Here is a 22,749-nt window from a genome sequence, read left to right on the forward strand (position 1 = left end):
CTTGTATCGCTTGCGAAAGCAGCATTGATTTGATAGTTATCCAACACGTCTGGAGATTATCCAGGATCTAAATTTGGATACACCTTAGCGTCTGTTACGCGACGTAGGCGTCACGTTCCTGGCGCTTCACGAAGGCCATGATTCTCAACGCCTGCACCGTTTCCTGAACATCGTGCACTCGCAGCACCCGCGCGCCCCGCTCGGCGGCAAGCAACGCCGCAGCCACGCTCCCGATCACGCGTTCAGCCGGCGGCGGCGCTTCGGCAGCGTCGCCCTGCAGCGCCGCCCCGATGGACGATTTGCGCGACCAGCCGGCCAGCAAGGGAAAACCTGCGGCCAACAATTCTCTCTGGCGTGCCAGCAGCGAAAAATTCTGAGCCACGGTCTTGCCAAAGCCAATGCCCGGATCCAGCGTGATCCGGTCTTTATGCACGCCATATGCTTGCAAAGCCTGAGCTGCCCGCTCTAAAAACTGGAGCACCTGCGGCAATACATCACCTTCCATGGGCGCCATTTGCATGGTCTGAGGATCCCTGTGCATGTGCATCAGGCAAACACCGCAAGTAGGATGCCTGCCCACCACGTCCAGCGCATTGGGGCCGCCGGCGCTTGCCTCGCGGCGCAACCCCCAAATGTCATTGATGATGTCGGCGCCCAGGTCCAGCACGGCAGCCATGACCTCCGGCTTGTAGGTGTCCACCGAAATGGGCACACCCAGCTTAACGGCCTCTCGCACCACCGGAACCACGCGCGCCAGTTCTTCCTGCAGCGGTACGGCGGGGCTGCCAGGGCGGGTGGATTCACCGCCCACATCCAGGATATGAGCGCCCTCGCGCAGCATCTGCTCGCAGTGGCGCAACGCGGAGTTGCTATCAGCGTGCTGTCCGCCATCGGAGAACGAATCCGGCGTGACGTTGACGATGCCCATCACCTTGGGTTCACTCAAATCGATGTCGTAGCGGGTGGTTTTCCACAGCATGTGAGATGCCTCAAATAAAGCCCGGAGATAAAAAATGCCCCCACGCTCCCCACTTTGTGTGGTCCGCTGCCCCCGAGGGGGTGTTTTTTATTTTTGGGGTGGCGCGGCGATAAAAAAGCGGGGCTCAAAAGCCCCGCTTGCAATGGTGATGGTGGTTACTTTCCGGTTTTCACGTCAGGCCACGGTAGGCGCCGGATCGACCGGTTTAGCGGCCGGCGTGCCACCAGTGCCGCCGCCAGGCGACGATGGCGTGCGCGGCGTGAAGTCCTTGGGCGGACGGGGCTCACGGCCGGCCATGATGTCGTCCAGTTGCTCGCCGTCAATGGTCTCCCAGTCCAGCAGCGCCTTGGCCATGGTGTGCATCTTGTCCTGGTTGTCTTCGATCAGCTTGCGCGCCAGAGCGTACTGCCCATCGATGATGCGGCGCACTTCGGCATCGACCTTCTGCATAGTCTCTTCCGAGATGTTGGTGGTCTTGGTGACGCTGCGGCCCAGGAACACCTCGCCTTCGTTCTCGGCATACACCATGGGACCGAGCGCCTCGCTCATGCCATATTTCATGACCATGTCGCGTGCCAGATTGGTGGCGCGCTCGAAATCGTTGCTGGCGCCGGTGGTCATCTGGTTCATGAACACTTCCTCCGCGATACGGCCGCCGAACAGCATGCTGATCTGGTTCAGCATGTATTCCTTGTCGTAGCTGTAGCGGTCGTTCTCGGGCAGGCTCATGGTCACGCCAAGGGCGCGGCCGCGAGGAATGATGGTGACCTTGTGCACCGGATCACACTTCGGCAGCAGTTTGCCGATCAGCGCGTGGCCGCTCTCGTGGTAGGCCGTGTTGCGGCGCTCCTCCTCGGGCATGACCATGCTCTTGCGCTCGGGGCCCATCAGGATCTTGTCCTTGGCGCGCTCGAAATCCTGCATTTCAACCACGCGCGCATTGCGGCGTGCGGCCATCAGCGCGGCTTCGTTGCACAGGTTGGCAAGATCAGCCCCGCTCATACCGGGCGTACCGCGCGCAATGATGCTGGCGCTCACGTCCTGGCCGATAGGGATCTTGCGCATATGCACCGTGAGGATCTGCTCGCGGCCACGGATATCGGGCAGCGTGACATAGACCTGCCGGTCGAAGCGGCCGGGACGCAGCAAGGCGGCATCGAGAATGTCGGGGCGGTTCGTGGCCGCGACGACGATCACACCGAGGTTGGTTTCGAAACCATCCATCTCCACGAGCATCTGGTTCAAGGTCTGCTCGCGCTCGTCATTACCGCCACCCAGGCCCGCGCCACGCTGGCGGCCCACGGCGTCGATTTCGTCGATGAAGATGATGCAAGGCGCGTTCTTCTTGGCGTTTTCGAACATATCGCGCACACGGGCCGCGCCCACACCGACGAACATTTCAACGAAATCGGAACCCGAGATGCTGAAGAACGGTACCTTGGCTTCACCGGCAATGGATTTGGCCAGCAGCGTCTTGCCGGTGCCGGGAGGGCCGACCAGCAGCAGACCGCGCGGAATGCGGCCGCCGAGTTTCTGGAATTTCTGGGGATCCTTCAGGAAATCCACCACTTCCTTGACTTCTTCCTTGGCCTCATCACAGCCAGCCACGTCCGCGAAGGTGACCTGGTTGTTGTTTTCATCCAGCATGCGCGCCTTGGATTTGCCGAAGCTGAACGCGCCGCCCTTGCCGCCACCCTGCATCTGGCGCATGAAATACACCCACACCCCGATCAGCAGCAGCATCGGACCCCAGCTGACCAGCAGAGTCATCAGCAGCGAGCCTTCCTCGCGCGGCTTGACGTCGAACTTGACGCTGTGATTGATCAGATCGCCCACCAGCCCCCTGTCCAGATAGGTGGCTTGGGTGCGCACGCGCCGGTCATCATTCATGACGGCCACGATGTCCGTACCGCCCTGCCCCTCCTGAATGGTGGCACTTTTGACGCGGTTGTTGCGCACCTCATCAAGGAAATCGGAATAGGCGATGTGATTGGCACTCGCCATGCGGCCGCCATCGAATTGCTTGAACACGGTGAACAACACCATGGCAATGACCATCCAGACGGCGATCTTCGAGAACCACTGATTCTTCAAGGCCTTACGCTCCAGTCGAAAAAAAGCCGCTATATGAATTTCGCATCCCCGAGGGGATGTTTTTGCCTTGGGGCGGCCCGGCCGGCAAAAAAACTCGGCAATGCCGAGCATATGAAGCTCATTTTAGGGGTTTCAAGGCGCCAAGCGTGCCAAACAGCGCCACCAACCATGTTGGCAGAGGCTGCATTTGTAACGTTTTGGCACACCAAGCCTGCTGACACCGTGAAAACTTGACACGCGTCAAGCCATCGCGCCAAAGCAATGACGCCAAGGGATGGCACGGGCTAATTCTTCAGACCCATGCCCACCAAAAAGGTTTCCGACGATTTATCCCGCGACGCCTTGGGCTTGATCGGCTTGACCACGCGGAACGTTTCCTTGAACAACTTCACCAGTTGGCTGTAGCCGCTGCCGTGAAACAACTTGACCACCAATGCGCCTTCCGGTTTCAGGTGCGCCTGAGAGAAATCCACCGCCAACTCCACCAAATGCGCAATGCGCGCGGCATCGCTCGACTCGATGCCCGACAGATTGGGCGCCATATCGGACACCACCACATCCACCTGGCGTCCTGCCACGGCCTTCTGCAACTCGGCAAGCACCTCGGGCGCCCGGAAATCCCCCTGGAGAAAGGCCACGCCTTCGATGGGATCCATGGGCAGGATATCGAGTGCGATGATGGTCCCATTCAGCTCACCCACGGCTGCGCCGCCCGGAGACAGCTTGCGCCGCAGGTACTGGCTCCAGGCGCCCGGAGTGCTGCCCAGGTCCACCACCAGGTGGCCAGGCTTGATCAGGTGCAGCGCCTCATCGATCTCCTTGAGCTTGTAGGCGGCACGGGCACGGTAGCCCTCCTTCTGCGCCAGCTTCACATAGGGATCGTTGATGTGGTCGTTCAACCACGCCTTATTGACCTTTTTAGACTTTGTTTTAACCTTCATGGAGCGCCGATAATACGGCCATGCCTCAAATCGAACTCACACCTGCGGCGCGCAAGGCGCACCGCGCCGATGCCCATCACCTCGATCCCGTCGTGATGATCGGCAGCGATGGCCTCACACCCGCGGTGCACAAGGAGGTTGATGCCGCCTTGAATGCGCACGGCCTCATCAAGATACGCGTGCTGGGAGACGACCGCGCGGCACGCGAGGCGATCTATCAGCAATTGGCGGGGGAACTCAACGCCGCGCCCATCCAACATATCGGCAAACTGCTGGTATTGTGGCGCCCCCAGCCCGAAAAAGCACGCGCTGTCGATGAAGACCGTATGCCCGGGCCCAAGGACGTCAAGGTGCTCAAGTACAGCAAGCGCGGCGGCCAGCGGCCCGAAGTGAAGGTGCTGCGGGTGCTTGGCAACCAGCGCCTGACCCCCGGCGGCAAGATCAAGCGCACCAGCCCCAAACAGAAATCGGTCAAGAAGGGCCGCCACGACTGATGGCTTCCAGTCCTGCCGATTCGGAAGTGAAGGCGGATGCGGGCAAGCGCCACATCCTATGCATGAAATGGGGCACCAAGTACGGCCCCGAGTACGTCAACCGCCTCTATGGCATGGTGCGCCGGCACCTGACGGGCGATTTCCAGATGATCTGCCTGACCGACGATGCGAACGGCATCCGGCCGGAGGTGCTGTGCCGCCCCATCCCGCTGCTGGACTTGCACCTGAAGCCCGGCCAGCGCGATGGCGCCTGGAAGAAGCTCACCACGTTCGAAGCCGACCTGTACGGCCTGCGCGGCACCGCGCTCTTTCTGGATCTGGATGTCGTGGTCGTGGGCAGCCTGGATGATTTTTTCACCCAGCCGGGCGAGTTTCTCATCATCCACGACTACCCTCGCTTCTGGCGCTTCGGCGAACGCATCGTCGGCAATTCCTCGGTCTACCGCTTCAAGCTCGGTGCCCACGCCGATGTGCTGGCGCACTTTCGCAACCACATGGCCGAGGTGCAGAAGCAGCACCGCAATGAGCAGGAGTACCTCTCGCACTTCCTGCACCGCCAGGGCAAACTGGGTTACTGGCCTGCCTCATGGTGCCCGAGCTTCAAATACCACGGCATCCCGCCTTGGCCTACCAACTATTGGAAAGCGCCATTCGTTCCCAAGGATGCGCGCATCGTGATCTTCCACGGCGAGGTCAACCCGCCTGACGCTCTGGCCGGCAAGCGCAACAAGCGCTTTGCCTTTATCAAGCCGGCGCTTTGGGTTGCGGACGCCTGGAAAAGCTAGGCCCGCGCACGTCTGCTCTCTACTCTGTTCACCCGCGCGCAAGCCACTCGCTCAGGGCGGTTTTCTGGCGCGTCAAGTTGTGAACACAAGAAATCTCAGGGTTTCTCCTAGCTATTTTGTAGTACTTCTTGATCTAAATTAATTAACCGACCGGTCGGTTTTTACGAACAATCCGGTCGGTTATTGACTTGCATGCTCGCCTCGGCGCGTGCATCCCCACGATCAACACCTACAAGACCAGGAGAAGAGGGTATGTCAGACAAGCCTACGGGCATCAGGAGACTGGGCCGCCACGCAAAGCCCATCGCGCTCATCGGCGCCATTTGTGCACTGCTGGCAGGATGCGGCGGAGACTCCAATGACTCAGTGACACCGGGCGCTCTGAAAGCAGAGATCAGAAGAACGACTGGCGGAGTCCCTCACATCAGGGGCGACAACTATGCGAGCGTAGGCTTTGGCATGGGTTATGTCTGGGCCGAGGACCATGGCTGCGCCATGTCCGGCCGCTGGCTGACGGTAGGTGCCGAGGTGGCGAAGCGCTTCGGCGCCGACGGCCCGAAATTCGCGTTCGATGCCCGAAATGGCAATCTCGCCAGCGATCTCTACATCAAGAAGCTGATCGACGAGGGATGGATCGACAAGCTGTTGCAAAACACCGGGCCTACCGGCGTGTTGCCCGAAGTCCGTGAGCTGGTGCGCGGCTATGCGGCCGGCTACAACCAATACCTCAAAGAGGTCAAGAACGTTTTCAGGGACTCGCGGTGCGATGGCGCCGACTGGATCCGCCCCATCACGGAGCGGGACGTCTACCTCAATGCGACTTTCTGGGCCGACATGCTCACGGCCGTGCGCAACGAGCTGTCCGGCTTCATGGCAGCCGTGCCTCCTGGGGCCCCTGCGACACCGCAAAGCAAGGCAGCCGCCGTGCTCGCGGACATTCCAGCGCCGAAGGTCACGGCCAGCAACATGATCGCACTGGGCCGCGACGCGACCCAAAGCGGCCACGGCATGGTGTTCTCCAACCCTCACTGGGAATGGGGAACCGCCGATGCCATGGTGGGCGCCCATCTCACGATCCCGGGCAAACTCAACGTCAACGGCATGACATTCGGTGCCAGCCCGGTGATTGGCATCGGCCACAACGACAAGGTCGGCTGGGGAGCCACCTCTGCGGGTGCGTCAGTCACCAACGGGGTTCGCTACCGTCTGGACCTCGTACCCGGCTCCCCTACCAGCTACATGGTCGATGGCGTCCGGCATGAGATGACCCCCACGAAGGTCACCGTGCAAGTCCGCAATGCGGCCGGACAGCTCGAGCCCTACACCCATACGTTCTATGAGACCATCTTCGGTACGGTCTCGGCCTCCACCAGCCGCCCGTGGACCGCGGAGCATGCCTATACGTGGAAGCACAGCCCGCTGAAGGTATCAGGCTTGAACATGTGGCACATGTACAGCCAGGCCAAGACGGTGGACGATATCCATGCCGCGAACAGCGCAGCCATGGGCGTGGCCTGGATCAACATGGTGGCAGCCGACACCAGCGGCCGCGCCTACCGTGCGATGCCCACGCCGCTGCCTTACGTCACCGACGAGATGATGAAGCAGTGCGCCGTCGAGACCGGTGTCTTGAACGGCAGCAACGGCACCTGCGCGCCGAAGAACGACCCGGGAGCGCCGTTCCCCGGCGTTTTCCCGCCCTCCATGATGCCCTACCAGTTCCGGGACGACTACGTGTTCAACACGAATGACTCGCACTGGATCACCAACCTGAAGCAGCCGCTCGAAGGATATCCGGCTCTGTTCGGACCAGAACGGGTGGTGTTGAGCCACCGTACCCGCAGCGCGCTGCAGATGCTCGAGGAACGGATTGCGGGCACCGACGGTCTCCCCGGCAAGGGCTTCACCTTCGATCAATTCGTGAATGTCCTGTTCGATGGCCGCGAGTTTGCCCGCATGTGGCGGCCGGACCTGCTGGCATTCTGCGCGGAGCTCCAGACACGCCCGGACGCCCCAGCCAGTTTGCCGCAGGCCTGCAAAGCCATTGAGGCCTGGGGTGGAACCTATCACCTCGATGATCCGGGTGCGGTCTTGTTCCGCCGCTTCGTCGAGCGCACCGGCACCAGCGCCGATCGCTACACGGTACCGTTCGATCCTGCGGACCCCTACGGCACCCCGCGTGGCTTGAACAAATCCGATGCGGTGCGCGACGCGCTCTACGGTGCGGTGGACGATCTCGTCAAAAATGGCATCCCCCTGGACGCGCCGCTGCGGGGCTATCAATACCGGCTCGTCGGCTCCGAGCGCATCCCCTTCCTGGCGGCAACATTTTCCAGCGTCTCAACGGCAAGCCTTTCGCTGGCGCCAATGGCTGGGAAGGTACCAATGGCAGCAGCTTCATCTACTGGGTGGAGATGGCTCCCAGTGGTCCGGTAGGCAAGCAGATCCAGGTGCAAGGCCAGTCGTCCAACGACAAGTCACCTTACTTCTCATCCCAGACGCGAATGTACAGCGAGGGCAAGTACCTGGACATCCGGTACACGGAAGATCAGATCTCTGCTGATCCGAACCTCACCAGCAAGGTCATTCAAGGAAACGCGCCATAAAGCGCCACCAAGGCCCGCTCCTCAGCAACGGGCCTTGGGATCTCTTAGAACGTTTTGATCTAAATAGCGACAGATTTTTCGCCGTCATTCCCACCTACGCGGGAATGACGATCAATCACAGTCAATATCAAACTCGAAGCGGCTCTAAAAGCACGCTCACCTGTTGGCGAGCAGCTCCTGGCCATAAGAGCTGGCCAAAAAGAGGAAGGCTGCCATGTTCAGGATGACGGTGCCCCAGAACACCGTGCGAAACTCCATCTTCGAAGACTTGTGCCTGAGCGCCTGCTGGGCCACTAGCGCTCCGGGCCAGCCCCCCAGCAACGCCATGAGATGAAGCGTTTGCTCTGAAATTCGCCACGCACCGCGTTTCGCAGCCGACTTATCCACGGCGTAGGTCACGAAGGTGATCACACTGAGCCCCAGGTAAGCCCAAAGCGCCCAACGCGGCGGATGGCCAAGCGCGTACCCCAAAGCCAAAACGACAAGGAACACCGGAATAGCAAAGAGACTGGCAGTACCCCATTGAGCCGGCCTGTCTTTCCTGGCGCGCAAGGGAGCACGGCTTCGGGCTCGGAGCAGTTCGACGTTAGACGCGCGCTTCTTTCCCTGCGGCCCCATTTCCACCTCGAACGTGACGCGCTGAGCCACCTGGGGGCGTTCGCGTGGGTCGCGGAACGCCTTCGCATGAACAAAGATCTCTTGCCCGCCCTGGGTAGGTTCGATGAAGCCAAAGCCTCGGTCATCATTCCAAGACTTGATGACTCCTTCGAATCGCATGTTCTAGATGGCCTTGCCCGTACCAACCCCAACCAAAGGCCTACCGGTCAGGCGGGTGAGAATCGCCAGCGGGCTGGACTGAGGATCGACCTCACGCCCTGGAGGCAGGTACAGGGTCTGCTCCATCATGAACTGGCCGCTCATGACGGCATGAGTAGCCTGATCGGAAAAGCATACCCATACGCTGCCGGGCGGAAAGGGCATCCTGGTCTGCGTACCGTTCTTCTGATAATTCTCATCGAACTTCATCAGGTCATGCAATTGCAGCATGAGATGGTCGTACTCGCTGCGCAGCGATTTGGTGACGTGCAGCGCGTTCAGCGCCTTGGCTTGCCACAGACGGTAAGGCTTGGCCCGAGGCAGGAATTGCCGTGCCACGGCCTCGAAATCATCGCCCAGGCGCCATACGCGCGCCACGCCCTGCGGATTGAGGTTCGTGAACACACGCAGAATGCGTTCGCCGTAATTGGGGCGCGAAGGGAAGGCGTCGACGTGCATGCGCTGGTCGTCGGCACGAACGGACTGCGCGCGCGTTTCCACTTGCTTGGGCCGGAAACTGGTGGGTGCCAGGCGCAGCAAACCCTTGTACTCGGGCAGCAAGCCATCGATCAGTTGAATGGCCTGCTGGCGAAAGCGCCCGACCATGGCCGCCAGCGCTTCTTGTTCGTCCTCGCTGCCGGCTGCCCCCTTGAGCACCCCATCGGCCCCCAGGCTGACATTGCGTGTGCCGGCTTTGAGCATGTCCTCACGCAGCAGCGGTTGCTCCTCTGGCCGCAGCGCGAAGCCCAGTTGGGGAAAATAAAGCACCTTGCCGGCCTCCACCGCCTGAGTCCATTCGGGCCGGGAGTGGGCCTGGCTCCAGTCGGTCAGGCCGATATCGACAATGGGTGAATTCATGGCTGTTTTCGAGGATCGGCCATGCGCCAGAGCACGATGGCGGCGCACAGCCATTGCACGCCGTACATCACCGAGCCGGCGCTGTGCCAGAAGCGAAGATTCTCGCGCGCCACAATGCGCGGCGCCACGGCATATTCGACCAGCAATGCCAGCAGCAGGCCCAGAACGATGAACAGCATGGAGGCTTGAGGACGCTCTACCTTAGACGAATTCCCGCCCACCCGGTTGACCAGCATCAAGGCCACGCAGCAAACCGCCGATACCCAGGTTTGCGCCGTGAACAGCTTGGCTGCCATCAGGCCCGCCATGGCAGGCGTGGGCAGGTTCATGAACAACATCGGCACTACCATGAACCCTACGGCTGTCAGGCTTCCCCACCATAAGGCAGAAGCGAACAGAGGCAGGCGCACAGTCACGTCAAAGGTCTCCGATGGTCAGTGATTCTTCCGGTTCTGCAAAGCCTGCAAATCAGGCGTACTTGACCGCTATTACCTCGTAGTGCTTCACGCCGCCCGGCGCCTGCACTTCGGCGGTGTCGCCCTCTTCCTTGCCGATGAGCGCGCGCGCGATCGGGCTGGAGATATTGATCAGGCCTTGCTTCAGATCGGCCTCGTCTTCGCCAACGATCTGGTAGGTCACCTGCTCTCCGGAGTCTTCCTCTTCCAGATCCACGGTAGCGCCGAACACCACCTTGCCGCCGGCGTCCAGCTCGGTTGGATCGATGATCTGGGCGGCCGCGAGTTTGCCTTCCACCTCTTTGATGCGGCCTTCGATGAAGCCCTGGCGGTCCTTGGCGGCATCGTACTCGGCGTTTTCGCTCAGATCACCCTGCGCACGCGCTTCGGCGATGGCATTGATGACTTCCGGGCGATCCTTCGTCTTCAGGCGGTGCAACTCGGCCTTCAGCTTCTCGGCACCGCGCTTGGTAATGGGGATAGTGGCCATGTCTCAAATTTCCTTGCACAAAAGCGAAACCGCCGAGTGTTTCCCCTCGGCGGTGTCTGTCTGGTCATTATGCCTTGGATTGATTCATAAAACAGGCCCCTTCGATCGCTCGCGAAGGCGCGCATGCGCAACCTCGGAAACAATGACTTTCAAGATACTTTGTGATACATTTTAATTCAACAGCACGTGTTTGAACACGCTCCGAGCGCTCTCGAGGGTAGGAACTTTCAGTATCCATATAGGAGACCCCCGCATGCTCACTCGCAGAAATACGTTGAAGGCCGCTCTCGCCGCTTCTTTCACCATGCTTGCGGGCCCTGCACTTGCCCAGCAGATGTGCGCCGTACAGACCGTGCAGGGTCAAGGCCAGCTCAAGCCTGAAGAAGCGCTTGCCCTGCTCCGAGAAGGTAACAAGCGCTTTCTCTCTGGCCAGACCATGCATTGCGATTTGCTCCGGCAGGTGCGAGATACTTCCAGCGGCCAAGCCCCGTTTGCGGCTGTGGTGGGCTGCATTGACAGCCGGGTGCCTCCGGAATTGGTGTTCGACCAGCGCATCGGCGATATTTTCGCGGCCCGCATCGCCGGCAACTATGTCAACGACGACATCATCGGCAGCCTGGAATTCGCGACCCAGATCACCGGCGCCAAGGCCATCGTGATACTGGGCCACAGCGAATGCGGCGCGATCAAGGGCGCAGTCGATGACGCCAAGCTAGGCCTGCTGACTGGCGTGCTGGCCCAGATTCGCCCTTCGCTGGCCAAGCTCAATTACCAAGGCGTTCCCAGCTCCAAGGACAAGGAACTGGTACAGCGCGTGGCCGAGCAAAATGTGCGAGATGCGATGGCACGCTTGACGGCGCGCAGCGAGATACTGGCCCGGCGTGTGCAAGACGGCCAACTGAAGATCGCCGGGGCCATGCATGATGTCCAGACCGGCAGAATCAGCTGGATAGGCTAGCCAGCACGGGAGCAGCGCCGGGGCTAGGGCGTGTTCACACTAAATTCACCCCCGCGCCGGGGACTGCCGGGCTGTAGTGCAAGGCGCGCCTTGCCGCCAAGGTGCGATCCTTGGCAAGAGGCGCAACGCGGCAATACGGCCCGGCAGTCCCCGGCCCGGAGGGTGAGGCACTGGCCAGCCGCACTCGGCGTTGCAATTCCTCGCCGGGTGTCCAACCCGGCTGCGGGTTGCGCCTTGATTGCAGCTGGCCAGTGCCTCACGCGGGGGTGAATTTAGTGTGAACACGCCCTAGTCCTTTCTGCGCACACTCCAGAGCCCCAGGCCGGCAGCCAGCAGACCCAGGATCATCAGGCTGCCCTCGCCCGCGTCAGGTGCTGCGACGATCTCCTGCCCCTCCTTCGCCTCATGGGCAGATCTCGCTTTCGGCAAGACGCCCGCCAACACAGCAGCGTCGCGCCCATAGCCCGCATCTTGACTGTGTTGGTCTGGTCCGGGGGCACGGATCGGAAGATCCCCGCCGTTGAGATGGGATCGATGGAAGCCCGCGCCGGATTCATTGACCGGCCCCGCATACGCGATCGGATGAACAGCGCATGCGAGAACCGCCAGACTCCATGCGCTGTACAGGGATCGCGAAATTCTCATGGAAAACTTTGAAAAAGAACACCCATCCGACGGACTGTGGTCCGTCGGGCTGGAGTGGTGGTGAAAGAGAAACGCAGCACGCGCCTGCATGCGCATGGTGCTAGTGCCGCGCATGCGGGGCTGCGCGGAAAATGATGATCGAAGGACGGCCTTCAGGCCGGCTTCAAATCCGCTCCCACATAAGTGAGAGAGCGGAGTTTGGAGGGAACAATCAGGCTGCAGCTGCCAGTTGCTCGTGCATTTCCTGCACGGACACAACGGCCAACTTGTCCATGAATCTCATGCCTTCGACCGCGGCCTCGGCACCAGCAATGGTGGTAATGGTGGGCACGCGTGCCAGCAAGGCACTGGTACGGATGGCACGGCTATCGGCGATGGCGTTGCGGCGCTCTTCGACCGTGTTGATGACCAAGGCAATCTCGTTGTTCTTGATCATGTCCACGATATGCGGCCGGCCTTCAGTGACCTTGTTGACGGTCTCGCAGGGCACGCCAGCCGCCTCGATGGCAGTGGCTGTGCCGCGCGTGGCGATGAGCTTGAACCCCATCGACACCAGATCGCGCGCAATCTTCACGGCCGTCGGCTTGTCGCTGTTCTTCACGGTGAGGAACACCTTGCCGGCGGGCGTGCCGTCCGCCTTCAGCGCACGCGGCAGGCGTTCTCCGGCGCCCATCTGGGCCTTGATGTAGGCTTCGCCGAAAGTCTTGCCTACGCCCATGACCTCGCCGGTGGATTTCATCTCGGGGCCGAGAATGGTGTCCACACCCGGGAACTTGACGAACGGGAACACGGCTTCTTTCACGCTGAAATAAGGCGGCGTGACTTCCTGGCCGATACCCTGCTCATCCAGCGTCTGGCCTGCCATGCAGCGTGCGGCCACTTTGGCCAGCTGGACACCCGTGGCCTTGCTCACGAAAGGCACTGTACGGCTGGCGCGCGGGTTGACCTCCAGCACGTAGATGATGTCCTGTTTGCTGCCGTCGGGCTGCGGTTTTTCCTGAATGGCAAACTGCACGTTCATCAGGCCGACCACGTTCAGGCCTTCAGCCATAGCCGCCGTTTGGCGCTTCAGCTCGTCAATAGTCGGCTGCTTGAGGTAATACGGCGGCAGCGAGCAACCAGAGTCGCCTGAGTGCACGCCCGCCTGCTCGATGTGCTCCATGACACCGCCAATCAGCACCCGGCCGGAGGCATCGCGGATGGCATCCACGTCGCATTCGATGGCGTCGGAAAGGAAGCGGTCCAGCAGCACAGGAGAATCGTTGCTGACTTTCACGGCCTCGCGCATGTAGCGCTCCAGATCGCGCTGCTCGTGCACGATTTCCATGGCACGGCCGCCCAGCACGTACGAAGGCCGAACCACCAGCGGGTAGCCCAGCTCGGCCGCTTTTTCCAGCGCTTCGCCTTCGGCGCGCGCGGTGGCATTGGGCGGCTGGCGCAAGCCGAGTTCGTGCAGCAGTTTCTGGAAACGCTCGCGGTCTTCGGCGGCGTCGATCATGTCGGGGCTGGTGCCGATGATAGGCACGCCTTCAGCCTCCAGGCCGAGCGCCAGTTTCAGCGGCGTCTGGCCGCCGTACTGCACGATCACGCCAGTGGGCTTTTCCTTGTCGACGATTTCGAGCACATCTTCGAGCGTGAGCGGCTCGAAGTAGAGGCGGTCGGAGGTGTCGTAGTCGGTGGAAACCGTCTCGGGGTTGCAGTTGACCATGATGGTTTCATAGCCATCCTCGCGCATGGCAAGGGCGGCGTGCACGCAGCAGTAGTCGAACTCGATGCCCTGGCCGATGCGGTTGGGGCCGCCGCCCAGCACCATGATTTTCTTCTTGGTGGTGGGCTCTGCCTCGCACTCGGCCTCGTAGGTCGAGTACATGTAGGCGGTGTTGGTGGCGAACTCGGCGGCGCAGGTGTCCACGCGCTTGTACACGGGGCGCACGTTCAGCGCGCGGCGGGCTTCGCGGACAGCCTTGTCGGTGGTTTTGAGCAGTTTGGCCAGACGCCTGTCGGAGAAGCCTTTTTTCTTCAGCGTCAGCAGCTCGTCCTTGGACAGCTTGGCAAGCGCTTGATCACCATGCTGCTCGGTGTGCTGGTCCAGATCCAGCTCGATCTTCACGATCTCTTCGATCTGCACCAGGAACCACTTGTCGATCTTGGTGATGGCGTGCACTTCGTCCAGCGACCAGCCGGCCGCGAAGGCATCGCCCACATACCAGATACGCTCGGGACCGGGCTCGCCCAGTTCCTTTTCCAGTACCTCACGGTCCTGGGTTTTTTCGTTCATGCCGTCCACGCCGACTTCGAGGCCGCGCAGCGCCTTCTGGAAGCTTTCCTGGAAAGTGCGGCCAATGGCCATGACTTCGCCCACGCTCTTCATCTGCGTGGTCAGGCGGTTGTCAGCGGCGGGGAATTTCTCGAACGCGAAACGCGGGATCTTGGTGACCACATAGTCGATGGTCGGCTCGAAACTGGCTGGCGTGGCACCGCCGGTGATCTCGTTGCGCAGCTCATCCAGCGTGTAGCCCACGGCCAGCTTGGCCGCCACCTTGGCAATGGGGAAACCCGTGGCCTTGGAGGCCAGCGCCGACGAACGCGACACGCGCGGGTTCATCTCGATCACGATGATGCGGCCGTCCTTCGGATTGACCGAGAACTGCACGTTGGAGCCGCCGGTGTCGACACCGATCTCACGCAGCACCGCCAGGCTGGCGTCGCGCATGAGCTGGTACTCTTTGTCGGTCAGGGTTTGCGCCGGGGCCACGGTGATGGAGTCACCCGTGTGCACACCCATTGGATCCAGGTTCTCGATGGAGCAGACGATGATGCAGTTGTCCGCCTTGTCGCGCACCACTTCCATCTCGTATTCTTTCCAGCCAAGCAGCGATTCTTCGATCAGCAGCTCGCTGGTGGGCGAGGCTTCCAGGCCGCGCTTGCAGATGGTCTCGAATTCCTCGGGGTTGTAGGCGATGCCGCCGCCGGTGCCGCCGAGCGTGAAACTGGGGCGTATGACGGTGGGGAAACCCACGTGCTTCTGCACCGCCCAGGCCTCTTCCATGGTGTGGGCAATGCCCGAACGCGCGGAACCGAGGCCGATCTTGGTCATGGCCTCCTTGAACTTCAGGCGGTCCTCGGCCTTGTCGATGGCTTCGGGGGTCGCGCCGATCAGTTCGACGTTGTACTTGGCCAGCACGCCATTGCGCCACAGATCCAGCGCGCAGTTCAGTGCCGTTTGCCCGCCCATCGTGGGCAGGATGGCGAAACCGCCGGGGCGCCGGGCGCGCTCCTTGGCGATGATCTTCTCCACCGTCTGCCAGGTGATCGGCTCGATGTAGGTCACATCCGCCGTAGCCGGATCGGTCATGATGGTGGCGGGGTTGCTGTTGATCAACACCACTTGGTACCCCTCTTCGCGCAGCGCTTTGCACGCCTGCACGCCGGAGTAATCGAACTCACAGGCCTGGCCGATGACGATGGGGCCTGCGCCGATGATGAGGATGGTATCTAGGTCTGTTCTTTTGGGCATGGGAGCTGTCTGGAAAAGCGCGGCCTGGGGAAACTCGGGCTAAAAACGTGGTGGTTCGACGCAACCCTTCAGCCGCGCGCCTGTTCCATCAGGCTGGTGAAGCGATCGAACAGGTAGCCGATATCGTGCGGACCGGGCGAAGCCTCCGGGTGGCCCTGGAAGCAGAAAGCCGGGCGATCCTTGAACGCGAGCCCCTGCAAAGTACCGTCGAAGAGGCTGATGTGGGTAGGCTCCAGCGTGCTGGGCAGCGAAGCCATGTCCACCGCGAAGCCGTGGTTCTGGCTCGTGATGCTGACGCGGCCGGTGGCCAGCTCTTTCACCGGGTGGTTGGCACCGTGGTGGCTGTTGTCCATTTTGAAGCTTTTGCCGCCGGCAGCCAGCGCCATGATCTGATGGCCGAGGCAGATGCCGAAGGTGGGCATACCGCTCGCCACGATGTCGCGCGTGGCGGCAATCGCGTAGTCGCAAGGCTCTGGATCCCCAGGGCCGTTGGAAAGAAACACGCCGTCCGGCTTCATGGCCAGCACTTCGGCAGCGGAGGTTTGCGCCGGCACCACGGTGATCTGGCAGCCGCGCTCGGCCAGCATGCGTAGGATGTTGTACTTGACACCGAAGTCGTAGGCTACCACCTTGAAGCGGGGCTCCTTCTGAGTGCCGTAACCCTGGCCCAGCGCCCATTCGGTCTGGTTCCATTCGTAGGGAGTGGACGTGGTCACGACTTTGGCCAGGTCCAGCCCGGCCATGGATGGCGCAGCGCGCGCGGCATCCAGGGCAGCGTCGATATGAGCCTGGGTCACGGCCTGGCCGGCGGGCAAGGCGGCAATGGCACCATTTTGGGCGCCCTTGGTGCGGAGCAGGCGGGTCAGCTGGCGCGTATCGATGCCGGCAATGGCGACCGTGCCTTCGGCCTTGAGGTAATCGCTCAGGGACTGTTCAGCGCGGAAGTTGCTGTGCAGCAGCGGCACATCGCGGATGATGAGGCCGGCGGCTTGCACCTTGGCGGATTCGACGTCCTCGGCATTGATGCCGTAGTTGCCGATGTGCGGGTAGGTGAGCGTGACGATCTGCTGGCAGTAGCTCGGATCGGTGAGGATTTCCTGGTAGCCGGTAATGGAGGTGTTGAACACGACCTCGCCAACGGTGGTACCGGCAGCCCCAATGGACTGACCGATGAAGACGCTGCCGTCGGCGAGGGCGAGGATGGCGTACGGGAATTTCCCCTCGAGTGACGAAAGCACAGGGTTCTCCGGGTGGTTACGGTCGCCTGCGCATGCCGCGCCCGCGTCTTGGACGCGGGGTCTCTCGGAAGGAATGGGATGCCTGGCTGCGGTGGGGCGACGCTGTTTCGAGAAAAGCTCTTGATTATAGCCGCCAGCCACCTGTCCCCGGCCCCCGTAGGGACTGTTTTACCCCCTTTTTCCGAGACGGTGAAGAGGAATCAAGGGCCGGAGAGCTCACTTTTCCCCGCCGTTACCGTCACCTGCGCGCGGTAGCGCTGGCGTGCAGACAAATGGCAGCGGCAGCGGAGACATTAAGAGACTCCTCGCCGCCAGGTTGCGCGATGCGCACAGCCTGGGCCGCGCGTGCCATCAACTCGGCACCGACCCCCTGCCCCTCATGCCCCATGATCCAGGCACAAGGCCAGGGCAGCTTGCCTTGGTGCAGGAAGTCGCCCTCATGGGAACTGGTGACCAGCAACGGCACGCGCAATGCCGCCAGGCCTGGGACAGACAGCCCTTCCACCAGATCAAGGCCAAAATGAGCCCCCATGCCGGCCCGCAGGACCTTGGGCGACCAGAGCAGCGCGCTCCCTTTGAGCGCCAGCACCTGCCGGAACCCGAAAGCACCCGCACTGCGAAGGATGGAGCCGACATTGCCGGCATCCTGCACGCGATCGAGGATCACGGTGGGCGCATCAGGATTCAGGGCTGGCGCGGCGGGCATTTCAATCACGAACGCCATTGGCGCGGGCGATTCGAGGCCACTCATGTGCGCCATCAAGGTATCGCTGACAACGATATTCCGTCCAGGTGCACGTGCCCGGTAGGCCTCAGCTCCTGGCCAGCAGGACTCGGTGAACACCGCTATCGCGGGCGCTACACCCCGTGCCAGGGCGGCGCGGCAAAGGTGATCGCCCTCGACCCACACCCTGCCCTGCTTGCGATAGGCCCCGCTGTCTTGTGCGAGACGCTTGAAATCCTTGATCAGCGGGTTGTCCCGTGAGCTGATCCAGGTCGGTTCAGCGGTACTCACGGTGTGACCTCCACGCCCGCCGAAAGCACTTGCGCTACGGGCGAGAACGAACGCCGATGGTGTTCGCAGGCGCCATGCTGGCGCAACGCCACAAGATGGGCGGGTGTGCCATACCCCTTGTGCGCCGCGAAGCCATACTGCGGCCAGGCCGCATCCACCTCCACGCACCAGCGGTCACGGTAAACCTTGGCGAGGATCGACGCCGCAGAAATGGCAGGCACCAGGGCGTCGCCCCCTACCACGGCTTCGGCTCGCACCTTGAGCGCGGGAAGCCTGTTGCCGTCCACCAACACTTTCACGGGCGGCAGACGCAGTTGGGCCACGGCACGCTGCATGGCCAGCAAGGTGGCCTGGAGGATATTGATACTGTCGATTTCCTCCACCGAGGCCTGGGCGATAGCGCAGCACAGGGCTTTGGCACGAATCTCATCGTACAGCCGCTCACGCCTCGAGGGGCTGAGCTGCTTGGAATCAGCCAGCCCCTCGATCGGTTGGCGCGGATCCAGGATCACGGCTGCGGCCACGACCGGACCCGCCAACGGACCACGCCCAGCCTCGTCCACGCCGGCGATCAAACCCGGTGAATCCCAATCCAGCGGGCGTTGCTCAGCGTGCAAGAAGCGTTTCGATCGCATTGGTGGCCAGGCGAGCAGTATCTCGCTGCAATTCATAGTGCAGCGCGGTAAAGCGTTGTTCAATATCGGAAATTTTCTCAGGAGCGCCCAACCAATCCAATACTGCATCGGCCAAAGCCCGAGGAGTGGCGGCGTCCTGCACGAGTTCGGGCACTACGTACGGGGCGTCCGGGCGGTCCGCAAAGGCATGAGCCGCCATATCTGGAGGACGGTGCAGCCACTCGCGCGGCGCGCAAAGCACATTGGGCAAACCAATCCAGGGCAATTGGCGCTTGCGGCGCATCAACCAATAACTAAGGCCGGGCATGGCGTAAGCGATCACCATGGGACGCTTGAACAGCGCGGCTTCCAGTGTGGCCGTGCCGCTGGCGATCAGCGTGGCATCGCAGGCAGCCAGGACGGCATGTGACTGGCCCGGCACCACTTTCAGCGCGGATCCCAGACCGCTCGCCTCGGCTGCTGCCTGGATGCCTGCCAGCAGGTGAGGCACTGCCGGCACGGCGAATTGCGCGGTAGGGCGTGCTTGCCTGATCAGCCCGGCGGCCGCCAGAAAACGGGGCAGCAGATGCTTGATTTCAGCCGAGCGGCTGCCAGGCAGCAGCGCGATCACAGGGCTGCTCTGGTCGAGCCCCAGATCCCTTCGAGCCGCAGCCCGGTCCGGCACCATGGGAATGACACTCGCTAACGGATGACCCACATAGGTAGCAGCGATACCTTGCGCGGCGAGCAATTCTGGCTCGAACGGGAACAGGCAAAGCACATAGTCGGCCCCAGCCTTGAGCTTGAGGAGTTTTTCCGGACGCCAGGCCCAGAAGGAGGGACTGACGAAGTGCAGCGTTTTGAGGCCGGCGCTCTTCAGGCGCGCTTCCAGGTCGAAGTTGAAATCGGGCGCATCGACGCCAATGAACAGATCAGGTTTTTCCTGCACCAGCCTGTCCGCGAGCTGGCGGCGGATTCGCAGCAATTCCGGCAGGCGCGGCAACACTTCCAGATAACCGCGCACCGCGAGCTTCTCGGTAGGCCACCAGGCGTCGAAGTGCTGTGCCGCCATCTGCGGGCCGCCAATCCCGCGCGCCCGCAGACCCGGCCAGCGGGTGCGCAGACTCTTCAGCAGCAGGCTTGCCAGCAGATCGCCGGAAGGTTCGCCCGCCACCATCGCAATCGTTGGCGCTGCATCCATAAGAAATGACCCCCACGCTTCCCCGCTCCGCGTGGTCCGCTGCCCCCCGAGGGGGCGCCTTTCATCTTGGGAGCGGCCCGGCGATGAAAGATCAGCGAACGATGCCACGGGAGGCACTGTCCAGGAAATCCTGCATCAAACTGATATCAGCATCTGCCTCGGCGACCTCACCACGCAACGCATCGATCTGCTGGCGGGCGGCCTCCAGTGTCAGCCCCTTGCGGTAGAGCAGCCGGTGCATCTGCTTGATGAGCGTGATGCGCTCAGGTGAATAGCCGCGGCGCCGGAGTCCCTCGGCATTGATGCTTTGGGCCTCGGCCGGATTGCCAGCCGCGGTGACGAAAGGAGGCAGGTCCTGCGATAGCCGGGTTTGAAAGCCGGTCATGGCGTGCGCGCCTATGCGCACGAACTGATGGATCCCCGTCAGGCCGCCCACGAACACCCAGTCTCCCAGGTGCACATGCCCGCCCAGAGTGGCCGAATTGGCCATGATGATGTGGCTGCCCAACTGGCAATCATGCGCGATGTGCACGTAGGCCATGATCCAGTTGTCATCGCCCACACGGGTAACGCCCGCGTCCTGCACCGTGCCGGTGTTGATGGTGACGAACTCGCGGATGGTGTTGCCGTCGCCGATTTCCAGGCGCGTGGGTTCTCCGCGGTATTTCTTGTCTTGCGGGGCGGCGCCAATGCTGGCGAACTGGAAAATCCGGTTGTCCCGCCCCAGGGTAGTATGCCCCTCGATCACGCAATGCGGCCCGATCGTGGTGCCGGCACCTATCCGCACATGCGGACCAATGACGCTGTAAGCCCCCACGGCAACGCTCCCGTCAAGCTCTGCTTGAGGGTCAATCAATGCGGTCGGATGGATCTGTATCATTTCAGAAGATTCCGGCGAACGGCTGCATCCGGAAGGTGAGCTGGGCCGGCTCCAGGAATGTCATCGGACTTTCCGCATGGTGCACATGAGCGCCGCTTCGCAAGCCAGGTCATCGTCCACGGTGGCTTTGCAATTGAACTTGTAGATGCCTGCGCGCACACGATCTATGGCCGCGTGCAAAATGAGCTGATCACCCGGCTCCACCGGGCGTTTGAAGCGGGCGCCATCGATGCCGACGAAGTAGAAGACGGTATCGTCATCGAGCGAGATGCCTTCGGTCTGGAACGAAAGCAGGGCCGAAGCCTGGGCCAGCGCCTCCAGCATCAGTACCCCCGGCATGACGGGCCGCTGCGGGAAGTGGCCGGTAAAGAACGGTTCGTTCACCGTCACGTTCTTGAGGGCACGCAGTTGCTTCGCCTGAAGATCCACGTCAAGCACGCGATCCACCAGCAGAAAAGGATATCGGTGCGGTAGTTTGGAAAGAATCTGGTGGATGTCCATCATGGCGGGTTGCTTCCAGGCTGTTTTCTGTACCTATAGCCACTAGAGCCGGCTGGCGGGCCTGTTGAGACTGACTACGATTTTGGCGCCCACATTGTACAAGTGGGTACAAGCGGGGCCTCGGACACCTTCGCCGCCCTCAAAGAGCGCTTGAAATGGCGCCCGAGATCCCGCTCACCGGCCCTTTGGAAGCAATGCTTCCAACCGTTTGAGCCGCTCGCGCAGGCTGTGAATGTGTTTGAGCGTGGCCGCGTTCTTCTCCCATACGCCGTTCTCGTCGATCGGGAAGAAGCCCGTGTAATGGCCGGGTTTGAGAATCGAGCGCGTCACGATCGAGGCGGAGGAGATGTGCACGTTGTCGGCAATGGTCAGATGGCCGAGAATCATGCCGGCACCGCCCACGGTGCAATGCGCGCCGATGCGGGCGCTGCCCGCCACGCCCACGCATCCAGCCATAGCCGTGTGTTTGCCAATGTGCGTGTTGTGTCCGATCTGGATCAGGTTGTCGAGCTTCACTCCGTCCTCGATCACGGTATCGTCGAGCGCACCGCGGTCAATGCAGGTGTTGGCACCAATTTCGACGTCATCGCCGATACGCACGGCGCCCAGTTGTTCGATCTTGACCCACGCCCCGTCATGGTGGGCGAATCCGAAGCCGTCGCCGCCGATGACGGCGCCGCTCTGGATCAGGCAGCGGGCACCGATTGCGCATTCTTCAGCCACGGTCACGCGTTCCTTCAGAACCGTGCCGGCACCGATGCGCGCGCCGCGGCCCACGAAGCAAAACGCGCCGACACTGGCGCTGGGGTCAATGGAGGCCCCCTCTTCCACCACGGCGGTGGGGTGCACGCCCGGCACGGAAGACCGGCCATGGGCCTTTTTCCACAACTGCGTAAGGCGCGCGAAGTATAGATGAGGGTCGTCCGTGACGATGCAATCACCGCGCCGCTTCGCCTCCTCTGCCTGCGCATGCGCCACGATCACGCAGCCCGCGCGCGAGCTTGCCAGCAGGTGAGCTAGCCGCGGATTGACGAAATAGCTGAGTTCACTGCTTTCCGCGCCTTCCAGAGGCGCCAAGCGCGTAATGGCCCGCTCGGCGTCGCCAAACAGCTCACCGCCGAGTGCATCGACGATGGCCTTGACCTTCAGGCTCACACCACCTTGCCTCACTTGGCGCCGTTCAGCGCCTTGATCACCTTGTCGGTGATATCGAGCCTGGGGTTGATATACACCGCCTCCTGCAGGATGACATCGTATTTCTCAGCCTCGGCCACTTGGCGCACCACGCGGTTGGCGCGGTCAAGCACCTGTTGCAGCTCTTCGCTCTTGCGAGAGTTCAGGTCTTCCTGGAATTCGCGGCGGCGGCGCTGGAACTCGCGGTCTTGCTCCACGAGCTGGCGCTGGCGCGTCTGGCGCTGGCTGTCGCTCATGGTAGGCCCCTCGCGATCAAAGCGGTCGGAGGCGGTTTTCAGCGCCGTGCCAGCAGCATCAAGCTCTTTCTCGCGGCGGGAAAACTCCTGCTCCAGCTTGGCTTGAGCCGCTTTCGCGGGTTCGGCATCACGCAGCATGCGGTCGGTGTTCACGAACCCGATGCGCACGCCATCCTGCGCCATGGCTGCGGGCGCCATCAAGGCGGCGCTCATCAGCACCGCAACGCTTACG

Annotated in this window: 20 protein-coding genes and 1 pseudogene; 4 read left to right on the forward strand and 17 right to left on the reverse strand. The window is 61.9% G+C overall.

Going from position 1 to position 22,749, the window contains the following annotated elements:
- Positions 1–94 precede the first annotated feature (94 nt).
- The 3 genes from folP to WJU18_RS24245 all read right to left on the reverse strand — a co-directional run bounded on the left by folP (position 95) and on the right by WJU18_RS24245 (position 4,014).
- Positions 95–979 carry a dihydropteroate synthase gene (folP, locus tag WJU18_RS24235; RefSeq protein ID WP_423456240.1) on the reverse strand — a complete coding sequence of 295 codons (885 nt, stop codon included), beginning with the start codon at positions 977–979 and terminating at the stop codon, positions 95–97.
- A 174-nt stretch (positions 980–1,153) separates the two neighbouring features.
- Positions 1,154–3,073, reverse strand: coding sequence for an ATP-dependent zinc metalloprotease FtsH (gene ftsH / locus WJU18_RS24240; protein WP_423456242.1), 1,920 nt, complete (start codon positions 3,071–3,073; stop codon positions 1,154–1,156).
- A gap of 284 nt (positions 3,074–3,357) precedes the next feature.
- Positions 3,358–4,014: an RlmE family RNA methyltransferase gene (locus WJU18_RS24245; protein WP_423456243.1), complete on the reverse strand. Its 657-nt coding sequence runs from the start codon at positions 4,012–4,014 to the stop codon at positions 3,358–3,360.
- Between the two features lie 20 nt (positions 4,015–4,034).
- Between WJU18_RS24245 and WJU18_RS24250 the strand changes: the two genes are divergently transcribed.
- The 3 genes and pseudogenes from WJU18_RS24250 to WJU18_RS24260 all read left to right on the forward strand — a co-directional run bounded on the left by WJU18_RS24250 (position 4,035) and on the right by WJU18_RS24260 (position 7,899).
- On the forward strand, positions 4,035–4,508 hold the full coding sequence (locus WJU18_RS24250) for a YhbY family RNA-binding protein (RefSeq protein WP_423456245.1): 474 nt from the start codon (positions 4,035–4,037) through the stop codon (positions 4,506–4,508).
- Positions 4,509–4,570: 62 nt separating this feature from the next.
- Positions 4,571–5,293: a glycosyltransferase gene (locus WJU18_RS24255; RefSeq protein ID WP_423461090.1), complete on the forward strand. Its 723-nt coding sequence runs from the start codon at positions 4,571–4,573 to the stop codon at positions 5,291–5,293.
- A 252-nt stretch (positions 5,294–5,545) separates the two neighbouring features.
- Positions 5,546–7,899 (forward strand): annotated as a pseudogene (locus WJU18_RS24260) (penicillin acylase family protein).
- Between the two features lie 156 nt (positions 7,900–8,055).
- Here WJU18_RS24260 and WJU18_RS24265 read toward each other — a convergent pair.
- The 4 genes from WJU18_RS24265 to greA are packed head-to-tail and all read right to left on the reverse strand — an operon-like array spanning position 8,056 to position 10,518.
- Positions 8,056–8,676, reverse strand: a complete 621-nt coding sequence (locus WJU18_RS24265) for a DUF1294 domain-containing protein (RefSeq protein WP_423456247.1) — start codon at positions 8,674–8,676, stop codon at positions 8,056–8,058.
- A 3-nt stretch (positions 8,677–8,679) separates the two neighbouring features.
- Positions 8,680–9,573, reverse strand: a complete 894-nt coding sequence (locus WJU18_RS24270; protein ID WP_423456248.1) for a Kdo hydroxylase family protein — start codon at positions 9,571–9,573, stop codon at positions 8,680–8,682.
- Positions 9,570–9,989, reverse strand: a complete 420-nt coding sequence (locus WJU18_RS24275; protein WP_423456250.1) for a DUF4149 domain-containing protein — start codon at positions 9,987–9,989, stop codon at positions 9,570–9,572. The genes WJU18_RS24270 and WJU18_RS24275 overlap by 4 nt, the downstream gene beginning before the upstream one ends.
- A gap of 52 nt (positions 9,990–10,041) precedes the next feature.
- Positions 10,042–10,518, reverse strand: a complete 477-nt coding sequence (gene greA / locus WJU18_RS24280; protein ID WP_423456251.1) for a transcription elongation factor GreA — start codon at positions 10,516–10,518, stop codon at positions 10,042–10,044.
- A gap of 253 nt (positions 10,519–10,771) precedes the next feature.
- Between greA and WJU18_RS24285 the strand changes: the two genes are divergently transcribed.
- Positions 10,772–11,476: a carbonic anhydrase family protein gene (locus WJU18_RS24285; protein WP_423456253.1), complete on the forward strand. Its 705-nt coding sequence runs from the start codon at positions 10,772–10,774 to the stop codon at positions 11,474–11,476.
- A 288-nt stretch (positions 11,477–11,764) separates the two neighbouring features.
- On the opposite strand, the gene WJU18_RS24290 is transcribed toward WJU18_RS24285, so the two are convergent.
- The 10 genes from WJU18_RS24290 to WJU18_RS24335 form a co-directional block, all read right to left on the reverse strand.
- A complete protein-coding gene (locus WJU18_RS24290) occupies positions 11,765–12,121 on the reverse strand; it encodes a hypothetical protein (protein WP_423456255.1) in 357 nt (118 codons plus the stop codon).
- A gap of 211 nt (positions 12,122–12,332) precedes the next feature.
- On the reverse strand, positions 12,333–15,638 hold the full coding sequence (gene carB / locus WJU18_RS24295; protein ID WP_423456257.1) for a carbamoyl-phosphate synthase large subunit: 3,306 nt from the start codon (positions 15,636–15,638) through the stop codon (positions 12,333–12,335).
- A 68-nt stretch (positions 15,639–15,706) separates the two neighbouring features.
- Entirely contained in the window at positions 15,707–16,876 is a 1,170-nt protein-coding gene (carA, locus tag WJU18_RS24300) for a glutamine-hydrolyzing carbamoyl-phosphate synthase small subunit (RefSeq protein ID WP_423456259.1), read from the reverse strand.
- Positions 16,877–17,114: 238 nt separating this feature from the next.
- Positions 17,115–17,891: a TrmH family RNA methyltransferase gene (locus WJU18_RS24305; protein ID WP_423456261.1), complete on the reverse strand. Its 777-nt coding sequence runs from the start codon at positions 17,889–17,891 to the stop codon at positions 17,115–17,117.
- On the reverse strand, positions 17,888–18,526 hold the full coding sequence (gene rnhB / locus WJU18_RS24310) for a ribonuclease HII (protein WP_423456262.1): 639 nt from the start codon (positions 18,524–18,526) through the stop codon (positions 17,888–17,890). The genes WJU18_RS24305 and rnhB overlap by 4 nt, the downstream gene beginning before the upstream one ends.
- The gene (gene lpxB / locus WJU18_RS24315) at positions 18,498–19,706 is read right to left on the reverse strand and encodes a lipid-A-disaccharide synthase (RefSeq protein WP_423456264.1); all 1,209 of its coding nucleotides are present in this window, start codon (positions 19,704–19,706) and stop codon (positions 18,498–18,500) included. Before lpxB ends, rnhB begins: the two co-directional genes overlap by 29 nt.
- Positions 19,707–19,797: 91 nt before the next feature.
- Positions 19,798–20,586 (reverse strand): acyl-ACP--UDP-N-acetylglucosamine O-acyltransferase, encoded by a 789-nt coding sequence (gene lpxA / locus WJU18_RS24320; RefSeq protein WP_423456266.1) that lies wholly within the window; start codon positions 20,584–20,586, stop codon positions 19,798–19,800.
- A 60-nt stretch (positions 20,587–20,646) separates the two neighbouring features.
- Positions 20,647–21,090, reverse strand: a complete 444-nt coding sequence (gene fabZ / locus WJU18_RS24325; RefSeq protein ID WP_423456268.1) for a 3-hydroxyacyl-ACP dehydratase FabZ — start codon at positions 21,088–21,090, stop codon at positions 20,647–20,649.
- Positions 21,091–21,261: 171 nt separating this feature from the next.
- The gene (lpxD, locus tag WJU18_RS24330) at positions 21,262–22,242 is read right to left on the reverse strand and encodes a UDP-3-O-(3-hydroxymyristoyl)glucosamine N-acyltransferase (RefSeq protein ID WP_423456270.1); all 981 of its coding nucleotides are present in this window, start codon (positions 22,240–22,242) and stop codon (positions 21,262–21,264) included.
- An 11-nt stretch (positions 22,243–22,253) separates the two neighbouring features.
- Entirely contained in the window at positions 22,254–22,715 is a 462-nt protein-coding gene (locus WJU18_RS24335) for an OmpH family outer membrane protein (protein WP_423461091.1), read from the reverse strand.
- Positions 22,716–22,749: the final 34 nt, after the last annotated feature.

This window comes from Ottowia sp. VDI28, assembly GCF_049532675.1.
Taxonomy (GTDB): domain Bacteria; phylum Pseudomonadota; class Gammaproteobacteria; order Burkholderiales; family Burkholderiaceae_C; genus Ottowia.

Bases quoted from the DNA above. Each gene is read 5' to 3' on its own strand.
- folP (WP_423456240.1), bottom strand. From the start codon at position 979: ATGCTGTGGAAAACCACCCGCTACGACATCGATTTGAGTGAACCCAAG.
- WJU18_RS24245 (WP_423456243.1), bottom strand. From the start codon at position 4,014: ATGAAGGTTAAAACAAAGTCTAAAAAGGTCAATAAGGCGTGGTTGAAC.
- WJU18_RS24250 (WP_423456245.1), top strand. From the start codon at position 4,035: ATGCCTCAAATCGAACTCACACCTGCGGCGCGCAAGGCGCACCGCGCC.
- WJU18_RS24255 (WP_423461090.1), top strand. From the start codon at position 4,571: ATGAAATGGGGCACCAAGTACGGCCCCGAGTACGTCAACCGCCTCTAT.
- WJU18_RS24265 (WP_423456247.1), bottom strand. From the start codon at position 8,676: ATGCGATTCGAAGGAGTCATCAAGTCTTGGAATGATGACCGAGGCTTT.
- WJU18_RS24270 (WP_423456248.1), bottom strand. From the start codon at position 9,573: ATGAATTCACCCATTGTCGATATCGGCCTGACCGACTGGAGCCAGGCC.
- greA (WP_423456251.1), bottom strand. From the start codon at position 10,518: ATGGCCACTATCCCCATTACCAAGCGCGGTGCCGAGAAGCTGAAGGCC.
- WJU18_RS24285 (WP_423456253.1), top strand. From the start codon at position 10,772: ATGCTCACTCGCAGAAATACGTTGAAGGCCGCTCTCGCCGCTTCTTTC.
- WJU18_RS24290 (WP_423456255.1), bottom strand. From the start codon at position 12,121: ATGAGAATTTCGCGATCCCTGTACAGCGCATGGAGTCTGGCGGTTCTC.
- carB (WP_423456257.1), bottom strand. From the start codon at position 15,638: ATGCCCAAAAGAACAGACCTAGATACCATCCTCATCATCGGCGCAGGC.
- rnhB (WP_423456262.1), bottom strand. From the start codon at position 18,526: ATGCGATCGAAACGCTTCTTGCACGCTGAGCAACGCCCGCTGGATTGG.
- lpxB (WP_423456264.1), bottom strand. From the start codon at position 19,706: ATGGATGCAGCGCCAACGATTGCGATGGTGGCGGGCGAACCTTCCGGC.
- lpxA (WP_423456266.1), bottom strand. From the start codon at position 20,586: ATGATACAGATCCATCCGACCGCATTGATTGACCCTCAAGCAGAGCTT.
- fabZ (WP_423456268.1), bottom strand. From the start codon at position 21,090: ATGATGGACATCCACCAGATTCTTTCCAAACTACCGCACCGATATCCT.
- WJU18_RS24335 (WP_423461091.1), bottom strand. From the start codon at position 22,715: ATGGCGCCCGCAGCCATGGCGCAGGATGGCGTGCGCATCGGGTTCGTG.